This is a genomic window from Pseudoduganella umbonata (genome assembly GCF_014192225.1).
In the GTDB taxonomy this organism is placed as follows: Bacteria; Pseudomonadota; Gammaproteobacteria; order Burkholderiales; family Burkholderiaceae_D; genus Rugamonas; species Rugamonas umbonata.
This window is the reverse complement of sequence record NZ_JACHXS010000001.1, coordinates 281,922-303,851: the sequence shown is the minus strand read 5'-3', so window position 1 is coordinate 303,851 and position 21,930 is coordinate 281,922. Positions and strand designations below refer to the sequence as shown.

General features: G+C 68.5%; 17 protein-coding genes and 1 tRNA gene. 11 read left to right on the top strand and 7 right to left on the bottom strand.

Annotated features, from left to right (window positions below; genetic code table 11):
- Window positions 1-99 precede the first annotated feature (99 nt).
- Window positions 100-2,055 carry an MHYT domain-containing protein gene (locus FHS02_RS01320; protein WP_137312446.1) on the top strand — a complete coding sequence of 652 codons (1,956 nt, stop codon included), beginning with the start codon at window positions 100-102 and terminating at the stop codon, window positions 2,053-2,055.
- Window positions 2,056-2,142: 87 nt separating this feature from the next.
- Here the strand turns inward: FHS02_RS01320 and FHS02_RS01315 are convergent, their stop codons facing one another.
- From FHS02_RS01315 to FHS02_RS01300, 4 genes are all read right to left on the bottom strand, one after another.
- Window positions 2,143-4,566: an ABC transporter permease gene (locus tag FHS02_RS01315; RefSeq protein ID WP_137312445.1), complete on the bottom strand. Its 2,424-nt coding sequence runs from the start codon at window positions 4,564-4,566 to the stop codon at window positions 2,143-2,145.
- 238 nt (window positions 4,567-4,804) lie between these two features.
- Entirely contained in the window at window positions 4,805-5,080 is a 276-nt protein-coding gene (locus tag FHS02_RS01310) for a hypothetical protein (protein ID WP_137312444.1), read from the bottom strand.
- A 134-nt stretch (window positions 5,081-5,214) separates the two neighbouring features.
- The gene (gene fdhD / locus FHS02_RS01305; RefSeq protein WP_137312443.1) at window positions 5,215-6,063 is read right to left on the bottom strand and encodes a formate dehydrogenase accessory sulfurtransferase FdhD; all 849 of its coding nucleotides are present in this window, start codon (window positions 6,061-6,063) and stop codon (window positions 5,215-5,217) included.
- Between the two features lie 219 nt (window positions 6,064-6,282).
- On the bottom strand, window positions 6,283-6,558 hold the full coding sequence (locus tag FHS02_RS01300) for a hypothetical protein (RefSeq protein ID WP_175424634.1): 276 nt from the start codon (window positions 6,556-6,558) through the stop codon (window positions 6,283-6,285).
- Here FHS02_RS01300 and fdnG point away from each other — a divergent pair.
- The 8 genes from fdnG to FHS02_RS01260 all read left to right on the top strand — a co-directional run bounded on the left by fdnG (window position 6,461) and on the right by FHS02_RS01260 (window position 17,837).
- Window positions 6,461-9,532 (top strand): formate dehydrogenase-N subunit alpha, encoded by a 3,072-nt coding sequence (gene fdnG / locus FHS02_RS01295; protein WP_137312442.1) that lies wholly within the window; start codon window positions 6,461-6,463, stop codon window positions 9,530-9,532. The genes FHS02_RS01300 and fdnG overlap by 98 nt on opposite strands.
- Window positions 9,533-9,551: 19 nt before the next feature.
- Window positions 9,552-10,475: a formate dehydrogenase subunit beta gene (gene fdxH, locus FHS02_RS01290; RefSeq protein WP_137312441.1), complete on the top strand. Its 924-nt coding sequence runs from the start codon at window positions 9,552-9,554 to the stop codon at window positions 10,473-10,475.
- The gene (locus FHS02_RS01285) at window positions 10,462-11,139 is read left to right on the top strand and encodes a formate dehydrogenase subunit gamma (protein ID WP_175424693.1); all 678 of its coding nucleotides are present in this window, start codon (window positions 10,462-10,464) and stop codon (window positions 11,137-11,139) included. Before fdxH ends, FHS02_RS01285 begins: the two co-directional genes overlap by 14 nt.
- 256 nt (window positions 11,140-11,395) lie before the next feature.
- The gene (gene fdhE, locus FHS02_RS01280; RefSeq protein ID WP_137312440.1) at window positions 11,396-12,424 is read left to right on the top strand and encodes a formate dehydrogenase accessory protein FdhE; all 1,029 of its coding nucleotides are present in this window, start codon (window positions 11,396-11,398) and stop codon (window positions 12,422-12,424) included.
- Window positions 12,421-13,977, top strand: coding sequence for an L-seryl-tRNA(Sec) selenium transferase (gene selA, locus FHS02_RS01275; RefSeq protein WP_137312439.1), 1,557 nt, complete (start codon window positions 12,421-12,423; stop codon window positions 13,975-13,977). Before fdhE ends, selA begins: the two co-directional genes overlap by 4 nt.
- Window positions 13,974-15,863 (top strand): selenocysteine-specific translation elongation factor, encoded by a 1,890-nt coding sequence (gene selB, locus FHS02_RS01270; protein ID WP_137312438.1) that lies wholly within the window; start codon window positions 13,974-13,976, stop codon window positions 15,861-15,863. Before selA ends, selB begins: the two co-directional genes overlap by 4 nt.
- A 31-nt stretch (window positions 15,864-15,894) precedes the next feature.
- Window positions 15,895-15,990, top strand: a tRNA-Sec gene (locus FHS02_RS01265).
- 398 nt (window positions 15,991-16,388) lie between these two features.
- Complete coding sequence (locus tag FHS02_RS01260; RefSeq protein WP_229422501.1) at window positions 16,389-17,837, top strand: vWA domain-containing protein; 1,449 nt, start codon at window positions 16,389-16,391, stop codon at window positions 17,835-17,837.
- Window positions 17,838-17,924: 87 nt separating this feature from the next.
- On the opposite strand, the gene FHS02_RS01255 is transcribed toward FHS02_RS01260, so the two are convergent.
- Both FHS02_RS01255 and FHS02_RS01250 read right to left on the bottom strand, forming a co-directional pair.
- Window positions 17,925-18,356 (bottom strand): hypothetical protein, encoded by a 432-nt coding sequence (locus FHS02_RS01255; protein ID WP_137312436.1) that lies wholly within the window; start codon window positions 18,354-18,356, stop codon window positions 17,925-17,927.
- Window positions 18,357-18,514: 158 nt separating this feature from the next.
- Window positions 18,515-19,549: an MBL fold metallo-hydrolase gene (locus FHS02_RS01250; protein WP_137312435.1), complete on the bottom strand. Its 1,035-nt coding sequence runs from the start codon at window positions 19,547-19,549 to the stop codon at window positions 18,515-18,517.
- A gap of 159 nt (window positions 19,550-19,708) precedes the next feature.
- On the opposite strand from FHS02_RS01250, the gene FHS02_RS01245 reads away from it, so the two are divergent.
- Both FHS02_RS01245 and FHS02_RS01240 read left to right on the top strand, forming a co-directional pair.
- Entirely contained in the window at window positions 19,709-20,548 is an 840-nt protein-coding gene (locus FHS02_RS01245) for an alpha/beta fold hydrolase (RefSeq protein ID WP_217496888.1), read from the top strand.
- Window positions 20,548-21,240 carry a YoaK family protein gene (locus tag FHS02_RS01240; RefSeq protein WP_137312434.1) on the top strand — a complete coding sequence of 231 codons (693 nt, stop codon included), beginning with the start codon at window positions 20,548-20,550 and terminating at the stop codon, window positions 21,238-21,240. Before FHS02_RS01245 ends, FHS02_RS01240 begins: the two co-directional genes overlap by 1 nt.
- Window positions 21,241-21,298: 58 nt before the next feature.
- Here FHS02_RS01240 and FHS02_RS01235 read toward each other — a convergent pair whose 3' ends face one another.
- Window positions 21,299-21,877, bottom strand: a complete 579-nt coding sequence (locus tag FHS02_RS01235; RefSeq protein ID WP_137317239.1) for a TMEM175 family protein — start codon at window positions 21,875-21,877, stop codon at window positions 21,299-21,301.
- Window positions 21,878-21,930: the final 53 nt, after the last annotated feature.

Here is a 21,930-nt window from a genome sequence, read left to right as displayed (position 1 = left end):
GACGCGGCGGGTGGCGTCCTCGCCACCCGCCGCGTGCCGTACCCTCGTAACGCGTCCGACTCCGGTATAGTGACGACAGCCCATCGGCACAACGGAATCATGCTCAGCGGTTACTATCACCCCATCCTCGTCGCCGTCTCGATCCTGGTCGCGATCTTCGCGGCCTACACCGGGTTGAGCCTGGCCGACCGCGTGCGCAGCTCGCACGGCCTCGTCGCGGCCGGCTGGACTGCCGGCGGCGCGCTGGCGCTCGGCACGGGCATCTGGTCGACGCATTTCGTCGGCATGCTGGCGTTCCGGCTGCCGATTCCGATCGGCTACGACCTCGCCATTACCGGACTGTCGCTGCTGCTGCCGGTGGCCGTCACCGGGCTGGCGCTGTGGCAGTTGCGCCACCGCGTGGTGTCGGCGCGCCGGCTCGGCATGGCCTCCCTGCTGATGGGCCTGGGTATTGCCGGCATGCATTACACGGGCATGGGGGGCATGCGGATGGCACCCGGCATCGTCTGGGACCCGTTCGCCTTCGTCGCGTCGGTGGTCCTGGCGGTCGGCGCCGCCGCAGGCTCCCTGTGGATCGCCTACCGGCTGCGCCAGCGCACGCCGCGGGCAAGCCTGATCCAGGCCGCCGCCGCGACCGTGATGGGCCTGGCGATCGCCGGCATGCACTACACCGGCATGGCGGCCGCGAACTTCCCGGCCGGCAGCGTGTGCCTGGCCGCCGAAGGTGGCGTGGATGGCATGAACCTGGCCATCCTTGTCGCGATCGGCACCGCCAGCATCCTCACCATCGCCCTGGTCGTCGCCGTCTATGACGCCCGCCTGGAGGCGCGCACCCACGTGCTGGCGGCCTCGCTGGCCACCGCCGAGGAACGCCGTTCGCAATTCCAGGACGAACACGAAGCGCGGCTGCAGCTGGAGCGGCTGTCGCACCTGAAGGACGAATTCCTGGCCACCCTGTCGCACGAGCTGCGCACGCCGCTGAACGCGGTGCTCGGCTGGGCCCAGCTGCTCCAGCAGGGCGGCAAGGACGACGCCACGCTGCAGCGCGGCCTGGCGGCGATCGAGCGCAATGCCCGCGCCCAGGTGCAGATGATCGACGACCTGCTCGACATGAGCGGCATCGTGTCCGGCAAGGTGCAGGTCGAGACGGCGCCGGTATGGCCGGCCGACTTCGTCACCGCCGCGGTGGACGCGATCCGGCCGATGGCGCTGGCGCGCCGCATCGTGGTGACCAGCGACATCGACCGCCAGGCCGGCCCGGTACTGGCCGACGCGGGGCGCATGCAGCAGGTCCTGGGCAACCTGCTGTCGAATGCCGTCAAGTTCACCGAGCCGGGCGGCCGCGTCACGGTCACGCTGGCCGGCGCCGCCGACCAGCCCGGCCACGCGATGATCCGGGTGGCCGATACCGGCGCCGGCATCGATCCCGGCTTCCTGCCGCACGTGTTCGACCGCTTCCGCCAGGCCGACTCGTCGACCACGCGCCAGCACGGCGGCCTGGGGCTGGGCCTGTCGATCGCGCGCCAGCTGGTGGAACTGCAGGGCGGCACGATCCACGCCGACAGCGCCGGCGCCGGGCACGGCGCCGCCTTCACGGTGGCGCTGCCGCTGTCCAGCTTTGCCGCGCCGCGCACTGTGGCACCCGACAGGGTGGCGACGCAGGCGATCGACCTGGCCGGCGCGGTGATTGTCGCCGTCGACGACCAGCCCGATTCGCTGGATGTGCTGAAGCGCGCACTGGTGGCCGCCAACGCGCGTGTCTACACGGCCGGCAGCGGCATCGGCGCACTGAATCTGGTGGCCAGCGTGCGCCCGGCCCTGCTGATCAGCGACATCAGCATGCCCGGCATGGATGGCTTCGAACTGCTGCGCAAGGTGCGCGCGCTGCCGAACTGCCGCACGCTGCCGGCGCTGGCGCTGACCGCGCTGGCCGGCGCGCGCGAACGCGAACGGGCACTGCGGGCCGGCTACACGGACCACCTGCCGAAGCCGGTCGGCCCGGCCACGCTGGTGTCCGCCGCCGCGGAGTTGCTGGCCCAGCGGGAGAAAGCCTGAAGCGCCCGGAGCGGCGCCGCATTACTTCCGCACTCTTCCCGCATTCTTCCCGCATTCTTCCCCTATTTCTTCAGTATTACTCCCGCATCACCCCCGCAGTGCCTGCGCCGGCGCAACCCGCATGGCCAGCCAGGCGTGCCGGGCCGCCGCGGCCAGCGCCACGGCCGCCGTTGCCGCCAGGGCGCACGGCAACGCCCACTGCCCGGCCGGCGCGCGCTCGATATAGCCCGCCAGGTAGCGTTCGATGACCAGTGCCGCCACCGGCAGCCCGGCGAACGCGCCCAGCAGGGCCAGCGCGCCCGTCTCGCGCAGCACCAGCAGGCCGACCGCCCCGCCGGACGCACCGTGCAGCTTGCGCAGCACGATTTCCTTCGCGCGGCGCTGCACGGTGTGGGCCGACAGCGTGTAGCAGCCGGCGGCGGCCAGCAGCAGCGCCACGCCGGCCGCGATCGCCAGCAGGCGCGCCAGGCGCGTATCGTCGGCGTAGTTACGGTCGAGGATGTCGCCGGCGCGGTGGATGCGCGGCAGCGCGTCCGGGAACCAGCGCGGCCATTGCTGGCGCACCAGCGCATCGACCCGTTCCGGCGGCAGCGCCGAACGGACGGTCAACGTGGCGCCGGCGGTGGACAGCTCGAATGCAACGGGCCGCGGCTGCTCGCGCAGCGACTGGAAGCGCAGCGGCGGCGCGATACCGATCACGCGGCGCGGCGCTGTCTTGCCGTCCCAGTCGCGGAACAGCACCGTCTGGCCCAGCGCCAGGGCCGGGTCCGTGAAACCCAGCAGGCGCGCCGCCTCGGCATTGAGCACCAGCGGTCCGGGGTCGTCGTCGCGGTCCTGCCGCTGGTCGAACAGCCGGCCGGCACGGGCGGGGATGTTGTACAGGGTGAAGAAGTTGGCGCCGACCCAGCGCACATCGAGCGCCGCGGACTGTCCGCCCGGCCGCTGGAACGTGCGGCCGAGCGGATCCTCGCTGCGGCCCACCGCATCGAGCGACACGGCCACGCCATCGATGCCCGGCTGCGCCGCCAGCGCCGCCATCAGGCCGCGCGACCGCTCGGAAAAGCGCACCTGCTCCGGCACGTCGACCAAGGTCAGCGGCACCGGATCGAAGCCGGGCGCCGCCGATGCGGCATGGCGCGCCTGCCATGCGATCGCCAGCGCCACGCCGGCCACGCCCATTGCCACCGCCAGTTGCAGCACGGTGAGTACCCGCCGCGCCCGCGCCGCGCCGGTCGACTCGGTGTCCGGCTTGCCGGACAACACGCGGTCGGGCCGCACACGCACCGCCAGCCAGGCCGGATAGACGGCCGCCGCGCAGCCGAGCACGATGGCGGCGGCCAGCACGGCCGCCAGGTGGCCGGCCGACAGCATGCCGGGCAGGTCGCGCCCGGCCAGCGCCGCGAAAGCCGGCTGGGCGAGCCAGGCCAGCAACAGCCCGAGCAGCGCGGCGACCAGGGTCACAGTCACGGCTTCGGCCACGCATTGCCCGGCGATGTCGCGGGCACGGGCGCCGAGCACCTTGCGCACGGCCAGTTCGCGTTGCCGGCGCAGCACGCGCACGGCCGCCAGGTTGACGTAGTTGGCCCCGGCCAGCGCCAGGATCAGCAGTGCCACCGCGCCCAAGCCGGCCACCAGTGCCGGGTTGGCGCGTTCGCCGGCACGAAAATGGAAATTGCTGCCCAGTTCATGGTCGAAGTAGGCGCTGCGCAGCGATACCAGCCCCAGTTCCAGCGGCTTGCGTCCGGCCAGCCGTGCCAGTACGTCCGGACTGTGCCGCTGCATGCCGGGCAGGTGGTCGACGGCCGCCTGCAGCGCGGCGGCGACGGCTTCGGGCTGCCCGTCCGGCCGCAGCCGCACCAGCACCTTGCCGGGCCAGCCCTGCCGGCCGGTCAGCATCTCGTCGCGGATCGCCGGATCGACGATGGCGCTGGCGACGCCGGCCAGCGCGTCGAACGGCAGCGTGGTCGGCCCCGGTTGCGGCGCCAGCACGGCCGCCACGCGCAGCACCTGCCCATCCGCGCGCAGCGTGCGGCCGACGGCATCGACCGTGTCGAACAGGCGCAGCGCGGTGGCCTGGGTGAGCACGATGCCATCCGGGCGCGCCAGGGCGGCTTCCACGTCGCCATCGATGGCGCGCAAGCCCAGCATGCCGGCGAAACCCGGCAAGACAGCCAGGCCGTGCAGCGGCACCAGCCGGTTGCCGGCCCGCACGGTCAAGCCCGTCACTTCCGGCCGCAACGCGACGACCACGGTGGCCCCGGCGACACCGGACGTCGCCGCCGCCGTACGCGCCAGTGCCATCGGCGCCTGGTCGAACCATGGCGCCTGGGGCGCGGTATTGTCGCGCTGCTTGACGATGAACAGCTTGTCGGGCAGATGGGCGTTGACGCTCCACGCATGCCGCACGAAGCCGCTCAGCAGCGTGAAGACGGCAAGGCCGAGCGCCAGTCCGGCAACGGCGGCCAGGGTCTGCCAGGGGCTGGCCGCCAGGTTGCGCCAGCAGGAACGCATGGTTTGGCCGATGAGGTGGCCAAGGGAATATCCTTCAGGGCGCGAACTCATCGGCCGCACCACGCATTGTTGGTCGTCATCGTCTCCATCCCTTCACTGTATCAATGAATGAAATGATGGGAACTGTGCAACTTGCATGCCAAGGCCAGCGGTACATGCCACCGCGGCAAACGGCAGACAAGCCCGGCCGCGGCGGCCGGATCCGGTCACCCCGCTGTCCGGATCCGGACACGCGGGATCAGTGCGATCCCGGCACGGTCGTCTCCTGCAGTTCGCGGCGCTGCAGCGCGCGTGCCACCTCGACGAGAATGGAGCGCGTCAGTGGTTCGTTGTGGTATTCGTGGCGGGTCGCCTCGGCCAGCAGGCGCGCGGCGGAACGCGTGTTCAGTTCCGGCGCCACGGCCTTCAGCACCGCGCCGACCAGCCCGCAGGCATCGAGCACGGCATCGATCTCGACAGTCTCGAGACCCAGTGTGTAGTGCGGCGCAGTGCCGCTTGCGTGGTGTTTGTCCATGGTGGATTCCTCGCCACCATTTAACCAAGAGTGGCGGCACCGCTGCGTCAGCGTACATGCCACATGCGTGTCAGCCTGCGTCGCTAGTGTCCAGGCGCCAAGGGCCGCGGGGCCTGGCGGCCGCCGCCGGACGTTCAAGGCGTCACCTGCTCCTGGCCGGCATAACAGGTGAACCTGTCGCCGCGGGCAAAGGCCAGCAGCACCAGCCCTGCCCCGGCCGCCATCCGCACCGCCGCCGCGGTGGGGGCCGACACGCCGACGATGCCGGCAGCTCCCGCCATCGCGGCCTTCTGGACCATCTCCACGCTGACGCGGCTGGTGACAAGCACGAAGCCGTCATCCATACGCAACCCGGGGTCGCGCGCCAAGGCGCCGGCCACCTTGTCGAGCGCGTTGTGGCGGCCGACGTCTTCGCGGACCGCCGCGATCCGGCCCGCGAGGTCGCACCAGGCTGCCGCGTGCGTGGCGCCGGTCAGTTGGTTCAGCGCCTGGCGCTCGGGCAGCGCGGCCAGCGCGGCACGCACCGCGGCGCCGGTCAGGATCGCCTTGCCCGTGCGCGGCGGCAGCGTGCGGTACACCTGGTCCAGGCTGTCCACGCCGCACAGGCCGCAGCCGGTGCGGCCGGCCAGCGAGCGGCGGCGTTCCTTCAGCGCGACAAAGGCGCGGCTGGCGATCTCCAGCTGCACCGCCACGCCGGCCGGCCCCGCCTCCACCTCGATGCCATAGCACTCGCCGGGATGGTCGATCAGCGCTTCCGTCAGCGAGAAACCCAGCGCGAAGTCTTCGAGGTCGGCCGGGGTGGCCATCATCACCGCGTGCGAGATGCCGTTGTAGACCAGCGCCACCGGCACTTCGTCCGCCAGCGCATCCTCGGCCGGCGCCGCCTTGCCCTGCTGCACGCGCAGCACGGCGCGCCGCTCCATCGCGGGAGGCGGCTCCTGCCCGAAGGTGGTGGGACAGGCGGAAGTGGGATCGTCGACCATGGCGGTGTCTATCAGATAAAGCGAGGCGGCAATGATGCCACATGCCGACGCCAGATGCCTGAACGGCTGTGCTGGTTACAAAACAACGCCGAGGGCGCGGCAGGGGTTTCGCGGAGCATGCTCCGCGCCTGCCAAGCGGTCATGGCATGCAAGCCATGACTCCCTCCAGTCCCAAGATTTTTACAACACAGGCATCAATTGAGAATGCTTCTCATTTTATTAAATGGCGTTTTGACTAATAACATGCTTTCTCATCAAATAAATCCGTTGCTTTTGATAAGTAATAATACGTAGTGACGCAACTATGAGCTGATTCTGTTGAGTTTCGCTGCGAAAATACTTTTTCGCGGTGATAACATTACTTTGCGACACAAATAAACTCCTTACAGAGGATTCCATGAACCAGATGTCAAGGCGCCAGTTCCTTAAGGTAACTGGCGCAACCATCGCGGGTTCGAGCATCGCGGCGCTCGGCTTCATGCCGGCTACGGCCATGGCCGAAGTCCGGCAGTACAAGCTGGCGCGCACGACCGAAACCCGCAATACCTGTCCGTACTGCTCCGTCGGCTGCGGCCTGCTGATGTACGGCCTCGGCGATGGCTCGAAGAACGCCGCCGCCAGCATCATCCACATCGAAGGCGACGCCGACCACCCGGTCAACCGCGGCACGCTGTGCCCGAAGGGCGCCAGCCTGATCGACTTCATCCATTCGCCGAACCGTCTGAAGGAGCCGGAATACCGCGCACCGGGCGGCACCGAATGGCAGAAGATCTCGTGGAACGACGCGCTCGACCGCATCGCCCGGCTGATGAAGGCCGACCGCGACGCCAACTTCATCGAGAAGAACGCGGACGGCGTGACCGTCAACCGCTGGCTGACCACGGGCTTCCTGGCCGCGTCGGCCGCCAGCAACGAAGTCGGCTATATCACCCACAAGACTGTGCGCAGTCTCGGGATGCTCGCATTCGATAACCAGGCGCGTGTTTGACACGGTCCGACGGTGGCAGGTCTTGCCCCGACGTTTGGCCGTGGTGCGATGACGAATCACTGGGTCGACATTAAAAATGCCGACGTGATTCTGGTTATGGGCGGTAATGCCGCCGAAGCGCACCCCTGTGGTTTTAAATGGGTTACCGAAGCCAAGGCACATAACAAGGCCAAGCTGGTGGTGGTGGACCCGCGGTTTACCCGTACTGCGTCCGTGGCGGACTACTATGTTGCCACGCGTACCGGCACGGACATCGTGTTCCTGGGCGCGATCGCCAATTACCTGATCACGAACGACAAGATCCAGCACGAATACGTCCGCAATTACACGGACATGTCCTTCATCGTCCGCGAGGATTTCGCGTTCGACGACGGCATCTATTCCGGTTACGACGCCACTGCCGGCAAGTACAGCGACAAGTCGAGCTGGAACTACGAGATCGGCGAGGACGGCTACGCCAAGGTCGATCCGACCATGCAGCACCCGCGCTGCGTGTACCAGCTGATGAAGAAGCACTACGCCCGCTATACGCCAGAGATGGTGCAGAAGGTGTGCGGCGTGTCGCCCGAACAGTTCCACAAGGTTGCCGAGACGCTGGCGTCGACGGCGGTGCCCGGCCGCGCCGGCACGATCCTGTACGCACTGGGCTGGACGCACCACTCCACCGGCGCGCAGACGATCCGCATGGGCGCGATGGTCCAGCTGCTGCTGGGTAACATCGGTATCGCCGGCGGCGGCATGAACGCGCTGCGTGGCCACTCGAACATCCAGGGCCTGACCGACCTGGGCCTGATGTCGAACCTGCTGCCCGGCTACATGACGCTGCCGTTCGACAAGGAACAGGATTTCAACGCCTACATCGATGCGCGTGCACCGAAGCCGTTGCGGCCGAACCAGCTGAGCTACTGGAGCAACTACAAGAAGTTCCACGTCAGCTTCATGAAGACCTGGTGGGGCGATGCCGCCACCGAGGAAAACAACTGGGCCTTCGACTACCTGCCGAAGCTGGACAAGCCGTACGACCTGCTGCAGACGATCGAACTGATGCACCAGGGCAAGATGACCGGTTACTTCTGCCAGGGCTTCAACGTGCTGGCGTCCGCGCCGAACAAGCAGAAGGTCACCGAGGCGCTGGCCAAGCTGAAGTACCTCGTCATCATGGATCCGCTGGCCATCGAGACGGGCGAGTTCTGGAAATCGCATGGCGAATTCCATGACGTCGATCCGACCAAGATCCAGACGGAAGTGTTCCGCCTGCCGACGGCGATCTTCGCCGAGGAACGCGGTTCGCTGGTCAGTTCGTCGCGTGTGCTGCAGTGGCACTGGCAAGGCGCCGAACCGCCGGGCCAGGCCAAGGGCGACATCGAGATCATGTCCGGCCTGTTCCTGCGCCTGCGCAAGCTGTACCAGACCGAGGGCGGCAAGTTCCCCGACCCGATCCTGAACCTGACGTGGCCTTACGCGCAGCCCGCCCATCCGACGCCGGAAGAACTGGCGATGGAATTCAACGGCAAGGCGCTGAAGGAAATCACCGATCCGAAGGACCCGACCAAGGTACTGCTGAAGAAAGGCGAACAGATCGCCAGCTTCTCGCAGCTGAAGGACGACGGCTCCACGGCTTCCGGCTGCTGGATCTTCGCCGGCAGCTGGACGGCCGCGGGCAACCAGATGGGCCGCCGCGACAACTCCGACCCGACCGGCATCGGCAACACGCTGGGCTGGGCCTGGGCATGGCCGGCCAACCGCCGCGTGCTGTACAACCGTGCATCGTGCGACACGCAGGGCAAGCCGTTCGACCCGACCCGGAAACTGGTCGGCTGGAACGGCACCACGTGGAGCGGCGCGGACGTGCCGGACTTCAAGCTGGACGAAGACCCGGCGAACGGCATGAACCCGTTCATCATGAATGCCGAAGGCGTGGCGCGTTTCTTCGCCCGCGGCCAGATGAACGAAGGCCCGTTCCCCGAGCACTACGAGCCGTTCGAGAACCCGCTGGGCTACAACCCGATGCACCCGAAGAACCCGAAGGCGACCAGCAACCCTGGCGCGCGCGTGTTCCCGGGCGACCGTGCGCAGATGGGCACCCACAAGGAGTTCCCGCACGTGGCGACGACCTATCGCCTGACCGAACACTTCCACTTCTGGACCAAGCACGCCCGCCTCAACGCGATCGCGCAGCCGGAGCAGTTCGTGGAAATCGGCGAGGCGCTGGCGAAGGAAATCGGCGTGGTGGCCGGGCAGAAGGTGAAGGTGTCGAGCAAGCGCGGCGCGATCACGGCGAAAGCCGTCGTCACCAAGCGGATCAAGGCACTGACGATCGACGGCAAGGTCACGCACACGGTCGGCATCCCGCTGCACTTCGGCTTCAAGGGCCTGACCAAGCCGGGCTATCTCACCAACACGCTGACGCCTGTGGTGGGCGACGGGAATTCGCAGACGCCGGAATTCAAGTCGTTCCTGGTGAAGGTCGAGAAAGCTTAAGCGCGGACAAGGACAGATCATGGCATTACAATCTCTAGACATCAAACGGATCTCGGCCACCACGGTGCAGCCGCCGGTGGCCCGCGAACCGGTCACCGGCACGGTCGCCAAGCTGATCGACGTATCGAAATGCATCGGCTGCAAGGCCTGCCAGACCGCGTGCTCGGAATGGAACGACCTGCGCGACGACGTCGGTGAAAACATCGGCGTGTACGACAACCCGATCGACCTGACGCCGCAATCGTGGACCGTGATGAAATTCGCGGAACACGAGAACAACGACGGCAACCTGGAGTGGCTGATCCGCAAGGACGGCTGCATGCACTGCGAGGAACCAGGCTGCCTGAAGGCCTGCCCTGCGCCGGGCGCGATCGTGCAGTACACCAACGGCATCGTGGACTTCCACCAGGAAAACTGCATCGGCTGCGGCTACTGCGTGACCGGTTGCCCGTTCGACGTGCCGCGCATCTCGAAGAAGGACAACCGCGCGTACAAGTGCACGCTGTGCTCCGACCGCGTGGGCGTGGGCCAGGAACCGGCCTGCGTGAAAACCTGCCCGACCGGTGCGATCGTCTTCGGCACGAAGGAAGACATGAAGACGCATGCGGCCGAGCGGATCGAGGACCTGAAGTCGCGCGGCTACCAGAACGCCGGCCTGTACGACCCGGCCGGCGTGGGCGGCACGCACGTGATGTACGTGCTGCATCACGCCGACCGTCCGGCGCTGTACAGCGGCCTGCGCAACAATCCTTCCATCAGCCCCGTCGTGGGCGCATGGAAGGGCCTGACGAAGCCGCTGGCCCTGGCCGGCATGGCGGCGGCGGCACTGGCAGGCTTCTTCCACTACACCCGCGTCGGACCGAACGAGGTCAGCCGCAAGGAAGAAGAGGAAGCGCTGCACGACGCGAAACGCATTGCGGAGGAACGTCATGAGTCACGATAAGAGCCTGAAGCACGATGAGATCCTGAAGGACAAGGAAGGCTACCCGCTGATCGAGCGGTACAAGCCGAACGAACGGACCAACCACTGGATCACGGCGATTTCGTTCGTGCTGCTGGCGGTCTCCGGCCTCGCCCTGTTCCACCCGGCGATGTCGTGGATGGCGGTATTCCTCGGCGGCGGCCAGTGGACGCGGATCCTGCATCCGTTCATCGGCATCGTGATGTTCGTGTCGTTCCTGGTGCTGGTGCTGCGCTTCTGGCACCACAACTTCCTGGACGCCACGGACCGCCAGTGGCTGAAGCAGATGGACGACGTGCTGGCCAACCGCGAGGAGAAACTGCCCCGCATCGGCAAGTACAACGCCGGCCAGAAGCTGCTGTTCTGGGTGCTGATCGTGTCGATGGTGGGCCTGCTGCTGACCGGCATCGTCATGTGGCGCGCCTGGTTCTCGCACCTGTTCGCCATCGACGTCATCCGCGTCGCCTCGCTGCTGCATGCGTTCTTCGCGTTCGTGATCATCGTCTCGATCATCGTGCACGTGTACGCGGGCATCTGGATCAAGGGCTCGATGGGCGCCATGATCCGCGGCACCGTCACCTACGGCTGGGCGCGCAGGCACCACCCGCGCTGGTTCGAGGACGAGATGCGCAAGCGCAAGCACTGACACCGAACTGCACGCTTGTTCGTATTCGTCTAAAATTGGCCGGGCCCGCGTGGCCCGGCTTTTTTATTGGTATCCGCTACGGAAATCGGAAGCATCTGGTGTCTGACACCTTTTCCAGTCGACTTTCCTGGAAAAGGTGTCAGACACCGGTTTTCCCGGCTCCGGCACCGAAGACCGGTGTCCGACACCCACAAACCGGGTGTCCGACACCAGTGCCTCCGCGTGCAGCGATACCGCAATGGAATTTGGAGTTATCTTGGTACAGCGACTGCTAGAACCGGGCGAGATCGAATCGCTCGACCATACCGCCATCCCCCGCCTGCTGCTGCCGCGGCCGGGCGAACTGTACGCGGCGCGCGCGGAGCGCCTGCGCCAGCTGGCGCAGAACAACATCAAGGGCATCCCCGTCGATGACGCGCTGGGGAGCTATGTCAACGTGATGGCCGAGCTCGTGCAGGCGCAGGCCGATGTCGCGAAGACCCTGCTGCCGGCCGGCGTACCGCTGCCGCCGCAGGACGACATGCGCGTCGCGCATGAACACAACATGCCGCCGCTGCCGGTCACGGGCAAGCGGCCAGACCAATGGCGCGCGGTATTCGGCGCCATCCTCGACAGGCTGGAGACGAAGGCTGCCGGGCAGCCGCAGCTGGCCGCCGCGCTGGCCGCGCTGCGCGCGCTGGACGAAGCGCAGCTGGAAGGCGCGGCCGACGCCGTGCTGGGCGAATTCGCCGAAGGCATCGATCCCGCGCAGGCGCCGTTCGTGGCGGCCGCGCTGCAGCTGACGTGGAGCGTGATGGCCGCGCAGCTCGACGAGCGCTGGGCCCAGCCCCTCGTGACCGGCACATTGTGCCCCGTGTGCGGCTCGCACCCGGTGGCCAGCGTGATCCGCATCGGCGGCCAGTCGCAGGGCTACCGCTACCTGCACTGCGCGGTGTGCGCCAGCGAATGGCACATGGTGCGCGTGAAATGCTCGTGCTGCGAAGCCAATTCCAAGGTGGCGTACCAGGGACTGACCGACGCGGACGCCGATCCGGTGGCCGAGAACGTGGCCGCGGCAAAGGAAGGCAAGATGCTGAACAAGGCCAACGACCCGACCCGCGTGGCGCGCGCCGAAACGTGCGACGAGTGCCATTCATACCGCAAGATCTTCAACCAGGAACACGACTACAACGTGGACCCGCTGGCCGACGACCTCGCCAGCCTGGTGCTGGACATGCTGGTCTCGGAGCTGGGCTATGCACGCGCCAGCGGCAACCCGCTGCTGCGGCTGGGTTCGGCGGAATGACGATAGCGGCGCAACAGCAGGAGCCGGCGCAGGACGGAACGCCAGCGCAGGATGTAAAGCCGACGCAGCCAGCGCAGGATGTAAAGCCGGCGCAGCCAGCGCAGGAAGTGAAGCCGACGCAGCCAGCGTCGGCGGGCCACGTCAGGCTGCCGGCCGTCCACCTGCTGCTGGCGGCGCCAGCCTGCCAGCCCCTGCTGGCCGAATACGGCCGCGAACAGACTGTCGAAGCGCTGCGCGGCGTGCTGGCTGGGCTACGCGGGACGTTGCTCGCGGGTGGCGCGGCCGACACATCGGAAGCCGCCGTGCTGGCCGCGCTGGCCGACAAGCTTGCCGCGGCGAACCGCTCCACCCTGCGCCGGCTGTTCAACCTGACCGGCACCGTGCTGCACACCAACCTGGGCCGCGCGCTGCTGCCCGACGCCGCCGTGCAGGCGGTGGCCGATGCGCTGCGCTGGCCGATGAACCTGGAATGGGACATTGGAACGGGCAAGCGCGGCGACCGCGATTCGCTGGTCGAGGAACACCTGCTGAAGCTGACGGGTGCCGAGGCCGTCACCATCGTCAACAATAACGCCGCTGCCGTGCTGCTGATGCTGAACACGCTCGCCAGCGGTCGCGAGGTGATCGTGTCGCGCGGCGAACTGGTGGAGATCGGCGGTGCGTTCCGCATCCCGGACGTGATGACGCGCGCCGGCGCCACGCTGCGCGAAGTCGGCGCCACCAACCGCACCCACCTGAAGGACTACGAGGACGGCATCAACGCGAACACGGCGATGCTGATGAAGGTCCACGCCAGCAACTATGCGATCACCGGGTTCACGAAAGAGGTCACGCTGCCGGAACTGGCGCCGCTGGCCCGCGAACGCAAGCTGCCGGTGGCCGTGGATCTTGGCAGCGGCACGCTGGTCGACCTGGAGAAGTATGGGCTGCCGCATGAAACGACGGTGCGCGAAACCGTCGAGGGAGGCGCCGACCTGGTCACCTTCAGCGGCGACAAGCTGCTGGGCGGGCCGCAGTGCGGCATCATCGCCGGCCGCCGCGACCTGGTGGACGCGATCAAGAAAAACCCGCTGAAGCGCGCGCTGCGCGTCGGCAAGCTGACGCTGGCCGCGCTGGAACCGGTGCTGGCGCTGTATCACGCGCCGGACCTGCTGGCCGAGCGCCTGACCACGCTGCGCCTGCTGACCCGCCCCGCGGGCGCGATGCGCGCGCTGGCCGAACGGCTGCAGGCACCGCTGCAGCAGGCGCTGGGCGGGTCGTACGCCGTCAGTGCCGAAGCCATGACGAGCCAGATCGGCAGCGGCGCGCTGCCCGTCGACGTGCTGCCCAGCTTCGGCCTCGCGGTCCGCCCGGCGGCCGCGCCGGGCAGCGCCGCTACGGGACGGACCCTGCGCGGCAATCCGCTGGGCGTGCTGGAACGCCGCCTGCGCGCGCTGCCGGTGCCCGTCATCGGCCGCATCGCCGACGATACGCTGTGGCTCGACCTGCGCTGCCTGGAAGAAGCCCATGCCGACGAATTCGCGCGGCAGCTGAAGGCGCTGGAACCCGCATGATCGTCGGTACCGCAGGCCATATCGACCATGGCAAGACCACGCTGACACGCGCGCTGACAGGCGTCGACACCGACCGCCTGAAGGAGGAAAAGGCGCGCGGCATCTCGATCGAACTGGGTTACGCCTACCTGCCGCTGGCCGGCGGCGAGATCCTCGGCGTCATCGACGTGCCGGGCCACGAGAAATTCATCCGCACGATGGCTTCCGGCGTAACCGGCATCGACCACGCGCTGCTGGTGGTTGCCGCCGACGACGGCATCATGCCGCAGACCGTCGAGCACTTGGACATCCTGCGGCTGCTGGGCGTGCGCCGCGGCGCCGTGGCGCTGACGAAGACGGACCGCGCCGACGAAGCGCGCATCGCCGCCGTGGAGGCCGATATCGCCGCGCTGCTGGCCGGGACGCCATTCGACGGCGCGCCCGTGTTCCGCACCGCCGCGACGGTCCCGGGCGACCCCGGCGTGGCGGCTCTGCTGGCCCACCTGGCCGAGGCGGCGCGCACGCTGCCGGCGCGCGACGACCGGCGGCTGTTCCGGCTGGGCGTCGACCGGGTGTTCACGCTGTCCGGCCAGGGCACGGTGGTCACCGGTACCGCTCTCTCCGGCCACGTGGCCGTCGGCGATACGGTGGTGCTGGCTCCCGGCGGACAGAGCGCGCGGGTGCGCGGCATCCATGCGCAAAGCCGCAGCGCCGTGCAGGGTCATGCCGGACAGCGCCTCGCGCTGAACCTGGCCGGCGTGGCGAAGGACGAGATCGAACGGGGCACGTGGATCGTCGCCCCGGCATTGCAAGCCTGTGCCGAACGGATCGACGTGCGGCTGACGCTGGCCGCGGGCATCCTCAAGGCGTGGTCGCCGGTGCACGTGCACCTGGGCGCCGCGCACCATACGGCCAACGTGGTGCCGCTCGATGGCGACATCGTCGAACCGGGGCGGCCGGCACGCGTGCAGCTGGTGTTCGACGTGCCGGTGCATGCGGTGCCGGGCGACCGCTTCGTGGTGCGCAACGCGCAGGCCACGCAGACCATCGGCGGCGGCACCGTGCTCGACCCGTTTGGCGCCGCGCGCAAGCGCCGCAGCCCCGCGCGGCTGGCCTGGCTCGACGCGCTGCAGGCCTGGCTCGACAGCGGCGACGTGGCCGCGCTGCTGGCGCAAAGCCCGATGGGCGTGCGGGCCGCCGCGCTGACCCGGCTGACGCTGATGCCGGCCGATGCGATCGCGCTGCCTGCCGGATGCGTGCGCCTGCCACTGCCGGGCGGCGAAGAACTGTGGATCGCCCAGGACGCGCTGGCGCGGCTGGAGGAGTCGGTGCTCGCTGCATTGGCCGCCTTCCACGCCAGACAACCGGACGAGGCCGGCCCCGAACTGTGGCGCCTGAAGCGGATGGCCCAGCCGGATGCCGAGGATGCGCTGTGGCCAGTGCTGGTGGCGCGCATGCTGGCCACCGGCACGATTGCGCAGCGCGGCCACAGCCTGCACCTGCCGGCGCACAGCGTGGCACTGACGCCGGAAGAGGAAACCCTGGCCGCGCCGCTGCTCGCCGCGCTGGAACGGGGCCGCTTCGATCCGCCGTGGGTGCGCGACCTGGCGCGGGAATACCGCGTGCCCGAGGACGAGGTGCGGCGCCTGCTGCGCAAGCTGGCCCGCGCCGGGCAGTTGTCGCAGGTAGTGCCGGACCTGTTTTACCACCCGCGCGCGCTGGCCGACCTGGCGCGCATCGTCGCCGCGCTGCCCGATGCGCAGGCGGCCACGTTCCGCGACGCGACGGACCTGGGCCGCAAGCGCGCGATCCAGGTGTTGGAGTATTTCGACCGCGTCGGCTATACTCGCCGCGTCCGCAACAGCCACCTGCTGCGGCCCAACGCGAGCTGGCCGGAATCGGCATAATGCGCATGGCGCTCGCGGCACCGTAGTCCAAGGAAGGCATTCTCATCCGGTGATGGGGCCGGGCTTCAAACCCGGTGAGGGGCGTCAGCCGTTCCTCTGTAAGTTCGACTCTTTCTGCCTTCCGCCAATTTCCCCGCCATTAATGCCTGCCGCGCATGAAAGGCATCGGTTGCCAGTTGTAACGGCGATTGACTGGCCGATGCCGTTTCGGCATGTTGTCCGGACCCCCGACATCCCGCGAGGCCTCCCATGAAATCGCCGCTGTTCCGCGCTGCACCGCTCGGCATCGTCCTGTTGCTGGCGGCCTGCAGTTTTGGCAACGTCCACCACGTATCCACACCGGAGCAAGCTGCGCAGACCTCGCCGCCGGGTCCGGCGCCTGCGCCCTCCCCGCCGCCACCGGCGCCACCCGCCGCTCCAGCCCCGTCCGTCGTCGCGCATGCCACCGCTCAGCGGGCGGTCATGCCGAGACAGGCGCACCATTTTCACGCACCCTATCTGCCGCCGATCGCCGCAGTCGAGGGAGTGAACAAATTCCCCGGCAAGGACGCCAACAAGGCCGTGCTGGTCAGCGAGCAGCCAGTATCGACGTTCAGCGCCGACGTCGACACGGCCTCGTATGCGTTCGTGAGGCGCCTGCTGGCAGCCGGAACCCTGCCCCCTGCAGACGCGGTACGGGTGGAGGAAATGGTCAATTATTTCCCCTACCACTACAGCGCGCCCCGCGATCCGGCCCGGCCGTTCGCGATCGGCACCGGCGTCGTGCCGAGCCCATGGCAGCCCGGCAACCAGCTGCTGCACATTGCCGTGCGCGGCTACGACCTCGCCGCGGCCGCACGCCCGCGCGCCAACGTGGTGCTGCTGGTCGACGTATCGGGCTCGATGATGCCGGCGGACCGGCTGCCGCTGCTCAAGCAGGCGTTCGGCCTGTTCACCCGGCAGCTGCGCGACAGCGACAGCGTGGCCATCGTCACCTACGCCAACGGCACCAACGTCGCGCTGGAACCCACCGCCGGCAAGGAAAAGGGCAAGATCGCCGACGCCATCGGGGCGCTGCAGGGCGGCGGCGGGACCGCCGGCGGCGCCGGCCTGCGGCGCGCCTACGAACTGGCCGCGCGCAACTTCGACCGGAAGGCGGTGAACCGCGTGATCCTGGCTACCGACGGCGACTTCAACCTCGGCATGACCGACCCGCGGGACCTGGAGCGTTTCATCGCGAACCAGCGCAAAAGCGGCGTGTACCTGTCGATCCTCGGTGTCGGCGAAGGCAACCTGAACGACGCGCTGATGCAGCGGCTGGCCCAGGCGGGCAACGGCAATGCCGCCTACATCGATTCGCTGCTGGAAGCGCGCAAGGCGCTGGGCGAGGAACTGGGCTCGACCATGTTCCCGATCGCCAACGACGTCAAGCTGCAGGTCGAGTTCAACCCGGCGCACGTCGCGGCGTATCGCCTGGTCGGCTATGAAACGCGGATGCTGGACCGCCAGGACTTCAAGGACGACAAGGTAGATGCCGGCGATATCGGCGCGGGCCACACGGTAACGGCGATCTACGAGATCACGCCGGCTGGCGCGGTGGCGTCACTGGTCGACCCGCCCCGTTACGCAGGCAACGCGGCTCGCAAGAGCGCCGCGCCGGACAGGAAGGCCGGCGGCGATGAGCTGTGCTTCGTCAAGCTGCGCTACAAGCTGCCCGGCGAGGCAAGCAGCCGGCAGCTGGAGCACGCCGTGCGTGCCACGGGCAGCGCCAGCATCGCGGCTGCGCCGGACGACCAGCGCTTCGCCATCGCCGTCGCCGCGTTCGGGCAGAAGCTGCGCGGCGAGCCGCAGCTGGCCGCAATGGCGTATCCGGACATTGCCACGCTGGCCAACGGGGCGCGGGGCGCCGATCCGGAAGGCTACCGCGCCGAGTTCGTGAAGCTCGTGCGGATGGCCGAGGCCTTGGACAAGGTGGGGATCGCGGCGCGGCCGTGATATCCAGTCACGGCACGCCGCATCGATGCCGTAAGCTTCCGGCATCGACGGCAGGTCGCCCGGCCACCGCGCCGGTGCTGCAGGCGCTTACTTCTGGCCGCTCTTCGGCGCCTCGTCGAGCGCGTTGCGCTCGACCGGGTTCACGTAGGCTTCAGAAGGCTTGATCTCCATCGCGCCTTCCGCGCCCTTGTCGCCATTGCCGGCACCGATGCCGGTGGTGGCCGTGGCGCTGGAGCCGGCGCCGACCCGCTCGCCGGTCATCGAGCTGCCACTCGTCTCGACTTTCTTGCCGGCCTGCCGCGCCGTGGGCGCATTGCGCGCCTGGCCGGCGTTCTTGTCGGCCTGCTTGTTCGAGTTGCGAGTGGCGGTCGCCGTCTTGCCCGGCGTGGCTTCGGTGGCGGCCTTGTTGTCCGACTGGGTCTGCGGCGGATTGGCCATGTTGCTGACGGAATGGCTCTGCGCCGAGGCGGCACCGGTGAATGCCAGGGCGGCGACTGCCGCGATCAGGTGGATGTGCATGATGGTCTCCTAGGGCCGATAGCCCTGCAATGCTCCGGCAAGATGCCGGAATGACATTTTTATTGTGCCACCCTGCTCAGCAATAACCTGTAGGAGAAGGCCGCGTGTTCCGGTCGGCCCGCGCCGCACGCGGCGACACGTCCCAGCCAGGGACCGTATCAGCCGGGACGCGCGCACGGACGCGGGAGTGGCGCGCCGCCGGCCACCGGTGTCCGGGCCACGTGGTTCAACGGCAGCCAGCGGTAGCCGTCTCCGCCATCGACCACGTGGCCGAGGCCCGGGAACGAGATGTGGGCCGCCGCCACGCAATCGCCGCGCCGCGCCGCGGCGGCGAACCATTCCCGGCGATGCGCCACGGCCTGCGCCGTATCGCTGTCGTACTTCACGGTCACGCGCGGATCGGGAAACTGCACGGGTGCCACGTGCACGGTATCGCCCCACACCAGCAGCCGCTCGCCGCCGCTCTCCACCAGGTAAGCCGTGTGGCCCGGCGTATGACCTGGGGACGCCATTGCCGTGATGCCTTCTTCCAGCGGGCCGGCGCCGTCGAACGGCTTGAAGCGCCCGGCCGCGATATACGGCTTCAGCGACGCCATCGCCCCGTCGAACATGCTGTGCAGGAATGCCGGCGCCCGGTCCTGCTCGGCGGTGCTGAGCCAGTAGGCCGCATCGCGCCCGTTGACGCGCACCACGGCATTCGGGAACGCGGCGGCGCTGCCCAGCGCCACGCCGCCCACGTGGTCGGCGTGCAGGTGGGTCAGCAGCACCTCGTCCACCTGCTCCGGCGCGTAGCCTGCGGCGCGCAGGTTGCCCAGCAGGTGGCCGCCATCGGCACCGTACAGCGCACCGGCGCCGCTGTCGATCAGGACCAGCTTCGTTCCAGTATTGACCAGGAAGGCGTTGATCGAACCTTCCACGGGCGCCTTCAGGTAAGCCGCGGCCAGCAGCCGGTCCGCCAGGCCCGGATCGGTCCTGTCCAGGCTTGCGGTGCCGCGCGTGAGCACCTCGTGGGCCGGGAACGGATGGGTGCCGTCGAGCAGCGCAGTCACCTCGTACCGGCCCAGCGCGATGCGGTACCAGCCGGGCGCCTGGGCCGCCGCGAACGGGGCGGCGGCATGCACCTGGACGACGGTGGCGGCGCCCAGCAGGCCGCCCAGGGCACACAGGGCAAAGGTTCGGGAAAGGATGGACATGGCGATTCCTTGGCGATGGTGGGATGCGCAGTGTGCGCGGCGCCGCGCCGCCCGATAACCCCCTGCCGTGGCGCCCTCTCCTCTCCCTTAGTGCAGTGGCCCCGGGCGCGCCAAGCGCCGACAATGCCTTCACCGCAACAATATTCAGAAAGGAACACCATGACCACCCAACACACCATCAACACCGTCACCACCCGCGACGGCACGATCATCCGCTACACCGACTGGGGCGACGGCCCGGCCGTCGTGTTCAGCCACGGCTGGCCGCTGCAGGGCGATGCCTGGGAAGACCAGATGCTGTTCCTGGCCGAGCATGGCTACCGCGTGATCGCCCACGACCGCCGCGGCCATGGCCTGTCGAGCAAGCCGTGGCACGGCAACGACATGGACCACTATGCCGACGACCTGGCGGCCGTGATCGAAGCACTCGACCTGCAGGGCGCCACGCTGGTCGGCCACTCGACCGGCGGCGGCGAAGTCGCCCGCTACATCGGCCGCCATGGCACCGGCCGCGTCAAGGGCGCCGTGCTGGTGGGCGCCGTCACGCCGCGCATGCTGGTGGGCGCGGACAATCCGCAGGGCGTGCCGCTGGAGGTGTTCGACGGCATCCGCGCCGGCGTGAAAGCCGACCGCGCGCAGTTCTTCAAGGACCTGACCACGCCGTTCTACGGCTACAACCGCGACGGCGCCAAGGATTCGCAGGGCGTGCGCGACACGTTCTGGCTGCAGGGCATGCAGTGCAGCATCCGCGCCGCCTACGCCTGCATCAAGCAGTTCTCGGAAACGGACTTCACCGAAGACCTGAAGAAAATGACGATCCCGACGCTGGTGATCCACGGCGACGACGACCAGATCGTGCCGATCGCCGCCACCGCGCGCCGCGCCGCCGAGATCCTGCCGCAGGGCCGACTGGTGGTCTACGAAGGCGCGCCGCATGGCCTGCCGACCACCCACAAGGATCGCCTGAACGTGGACCTGCTGGCCTTCCTGCGCGGCTGATGCGGGCGACACCCAGCGACCTGTTCCTCGGCATCTGCCTCGGTGGCCTGGCCGGTTATGTCGACACGGCCGGCTTCGTGGCCCTGTACGGCCTGTTCACGGCGCACGTGACGGGGAACTTCGTGCTGATCGGCGCCACGCTGACGCATCCCGAGCACACGACGCTGCTGCTGAAGTGCCTCGCCTTCCCCGCCTTCGGGGCGGGCGTGGTGGCGACCCGGCTGCTGGGCAACCGGTGCGAACGGCGCGGCGTGGTGCCGATCCGTCCCATGCTGTCAATGCAGCTGGTATTGCTGGTCGCCTTCATGGCGACGGCGCTGCTGGCCGCGCCGATCACCAGCCCGGATGCGCCGCTGGTGCTCGTCACCGGCATGCTGGGCGCCGCCGCGATGGGCGTGCACAATGCCGCCGGCAAGCTGCAGTTTTCCCGCATCGCGCCGACCACGGTCATGACCGGCAACGTCACCGAACTGCTGATCGACATGACCGACCTGTTCACCGGCCATGCGACGCCGGCCGCGAAGGAAAAGTTCGTGCGCTTCGTGTGGCCCGTGCTGGCGTTTGCCGTCGGCTGCATCGCCGGCGGCGCGGGCTACGTGCAGGTCGGCTTCTGGTGCCTGCTGGCGCCGATCGCCGCCGTCGCGTTCCTGCTGTTCCTGCCATGGCCGGAGCCGAAGCCGGCACACGTCTGATCCGGCTGTCCAGGCCGGTCCAGTAGTCTCAAAGCCGCGGCGATGCCGCGGCTTTGTTTTATACCTGCGCCGGGCTGCGCTCCACACGCGGATCCGGCCGGATCCACACCAGGGCCAGCCCCACATAGAATGCCGCGCCCACCAGCGGCTGCCACAGCGACAGCGGCACGCCCACCGCGTACAGCGCGATCGATATCCAGCCCTTGGTATCGCGGCCGATCGCACGGGCCAGCTCCGAGCGCGGGCCATGCAGCCGCACCAGGCTGCGCACCAGCAGGTCGTAGGCGATGGCGCTCATCAGCAGCACCACGCCATACAGCGCCATCGGCCATGCGGCCATGCGCTGCTCGCCCAGCCAGTTGGTCATGAACGGCACCAGCGACAGCCAGAACAGCAGGTGCAGGTTGGCCCACAGCGCCCGGCCATCGACCCTGCGCGCCAGCTGCAGCAGGTGATGGTGGTTGTTCCAGTAGATGCCCACGTAGACGAAACTGAGCACATAGCTGAAAAACAGGGGCCACAGCGGCAGCAGCGCCTCGAGCGTGGGTTCGTGCGGGACCTTCAGTTCGAGCACCATGATCGTGATGATGATGGCGATGACGCCGTCGCTGAATGCTTCCAGCCTGCCCTTGCCCATTTCCCTGCCCGGTGGCGGGCTCGCCGCATCGGTTTCCGCATGGTTTTGTTTAC

What these genes read in the sequence shown, in the direction of transcription:
- FHS02_RS01320 (WP_137312446.1), top strand. Translation starts at nt 100, where the DNA reads ATGCTCAGCGGTTACTATCACCCCATCCTCGTCGCCGTCTCGATCCTG.
- FHS02_RS01315 (WP_137312445.1), bottom strand. Translation starts at nt 4,566, where the DNA reads ATGCGTTCCTGCTGGCGCAACCTGGCGGCCAGCCCCTGGCAGACCCTG.
- FHS02_RS01310 (WP_137312444.1), bottom strand. Translation starts at nt 5,080, where the DNA reads ATGGACAAACACCACGCAAGCGGCACTGCGCCGCACTACACACTGGGT.
- fdhD (WP_137312443.1), bottom strand. Translation starts at nt 6,063, where the DNA reads ATGGTCGACGATCCCACTTCCGCCTGTCCCACCACCTTCGGGCAGGAG.
- FHS02_RS01300 (WP_175424634.1), bottom strand. Translation starts at nt 6,558, where the DNA reads ATGGCCGTAGCCGGCATGAAGCCGAGCGCCGCGATGCTCGAACCCGCG.
- fdxH (WP_137312441.1), top strand. Translation starts at nt 9,552, where the DNA reads ATGGCATTACAATCTCTAGACATCAAACGGATCTCGGCCACCACGGTG.
- FHS02_RS01285 (WP_175424693.1), top strand. Translation starts at nt 10,462, where the DNA reads ATGAGTCACGATAAGAGCCTGAAGCACGATGAGATCCTGAAGGACAAG.
- selA (WP_137312439.1), top strand. Translation starts at nt 12,421, where the DNA reads ATGACGATAGCGGCGCAACAGCAGGAGCCGGCGCAGGACGGAACGCCA.
- selB (WP_137312438.1), top strand. Translation starts at nt 13,974, where the DNA reads ATGATCGTCGGTACCGCAGGCCATATCGACCATGGCAAGACCACGCTG.
- FHS02_RS01255 (WP_137312436.1), bottom strand. Translation starts at nt 18,356, where the DNA reads ATGCACATCCACCTGATCGCGGCAGTCGCCGCCCTGGCATTCACCGGT.
- FHS02_RS01250 (WP_137312435.1), bottom strand. Translation starts at nt 19,549, where the DNA reads ATGTCCATCCTTTCCCGAACCTTTGCCCTGTGTGCCCTGGGCGGCCTG.
- FHS02_RS01245 (WP_217496888.1), top strand. Translation starts at nt 19,709, where the DNA reads ATGACCACCCAACACACCATCAACACCGTCACCACCCGCGACGGCACG.
- FHS02_RS01240 (WP_137312434.1), top strand. Translation starts at nt 20,548, where the DNA reads ATGCGGGCGACACCCAGCGACCTGTTCCTCGGCATCTGCCTCGGTGGC.
- FHS02_RS01235 (WP_137317239.1), bottom strand. Translation starts at nt 21,877, where the DNA reads ATGGGCAAGGGCAGGCTGGAAGCATTCAGCGACGGCGTCATCGCCATC.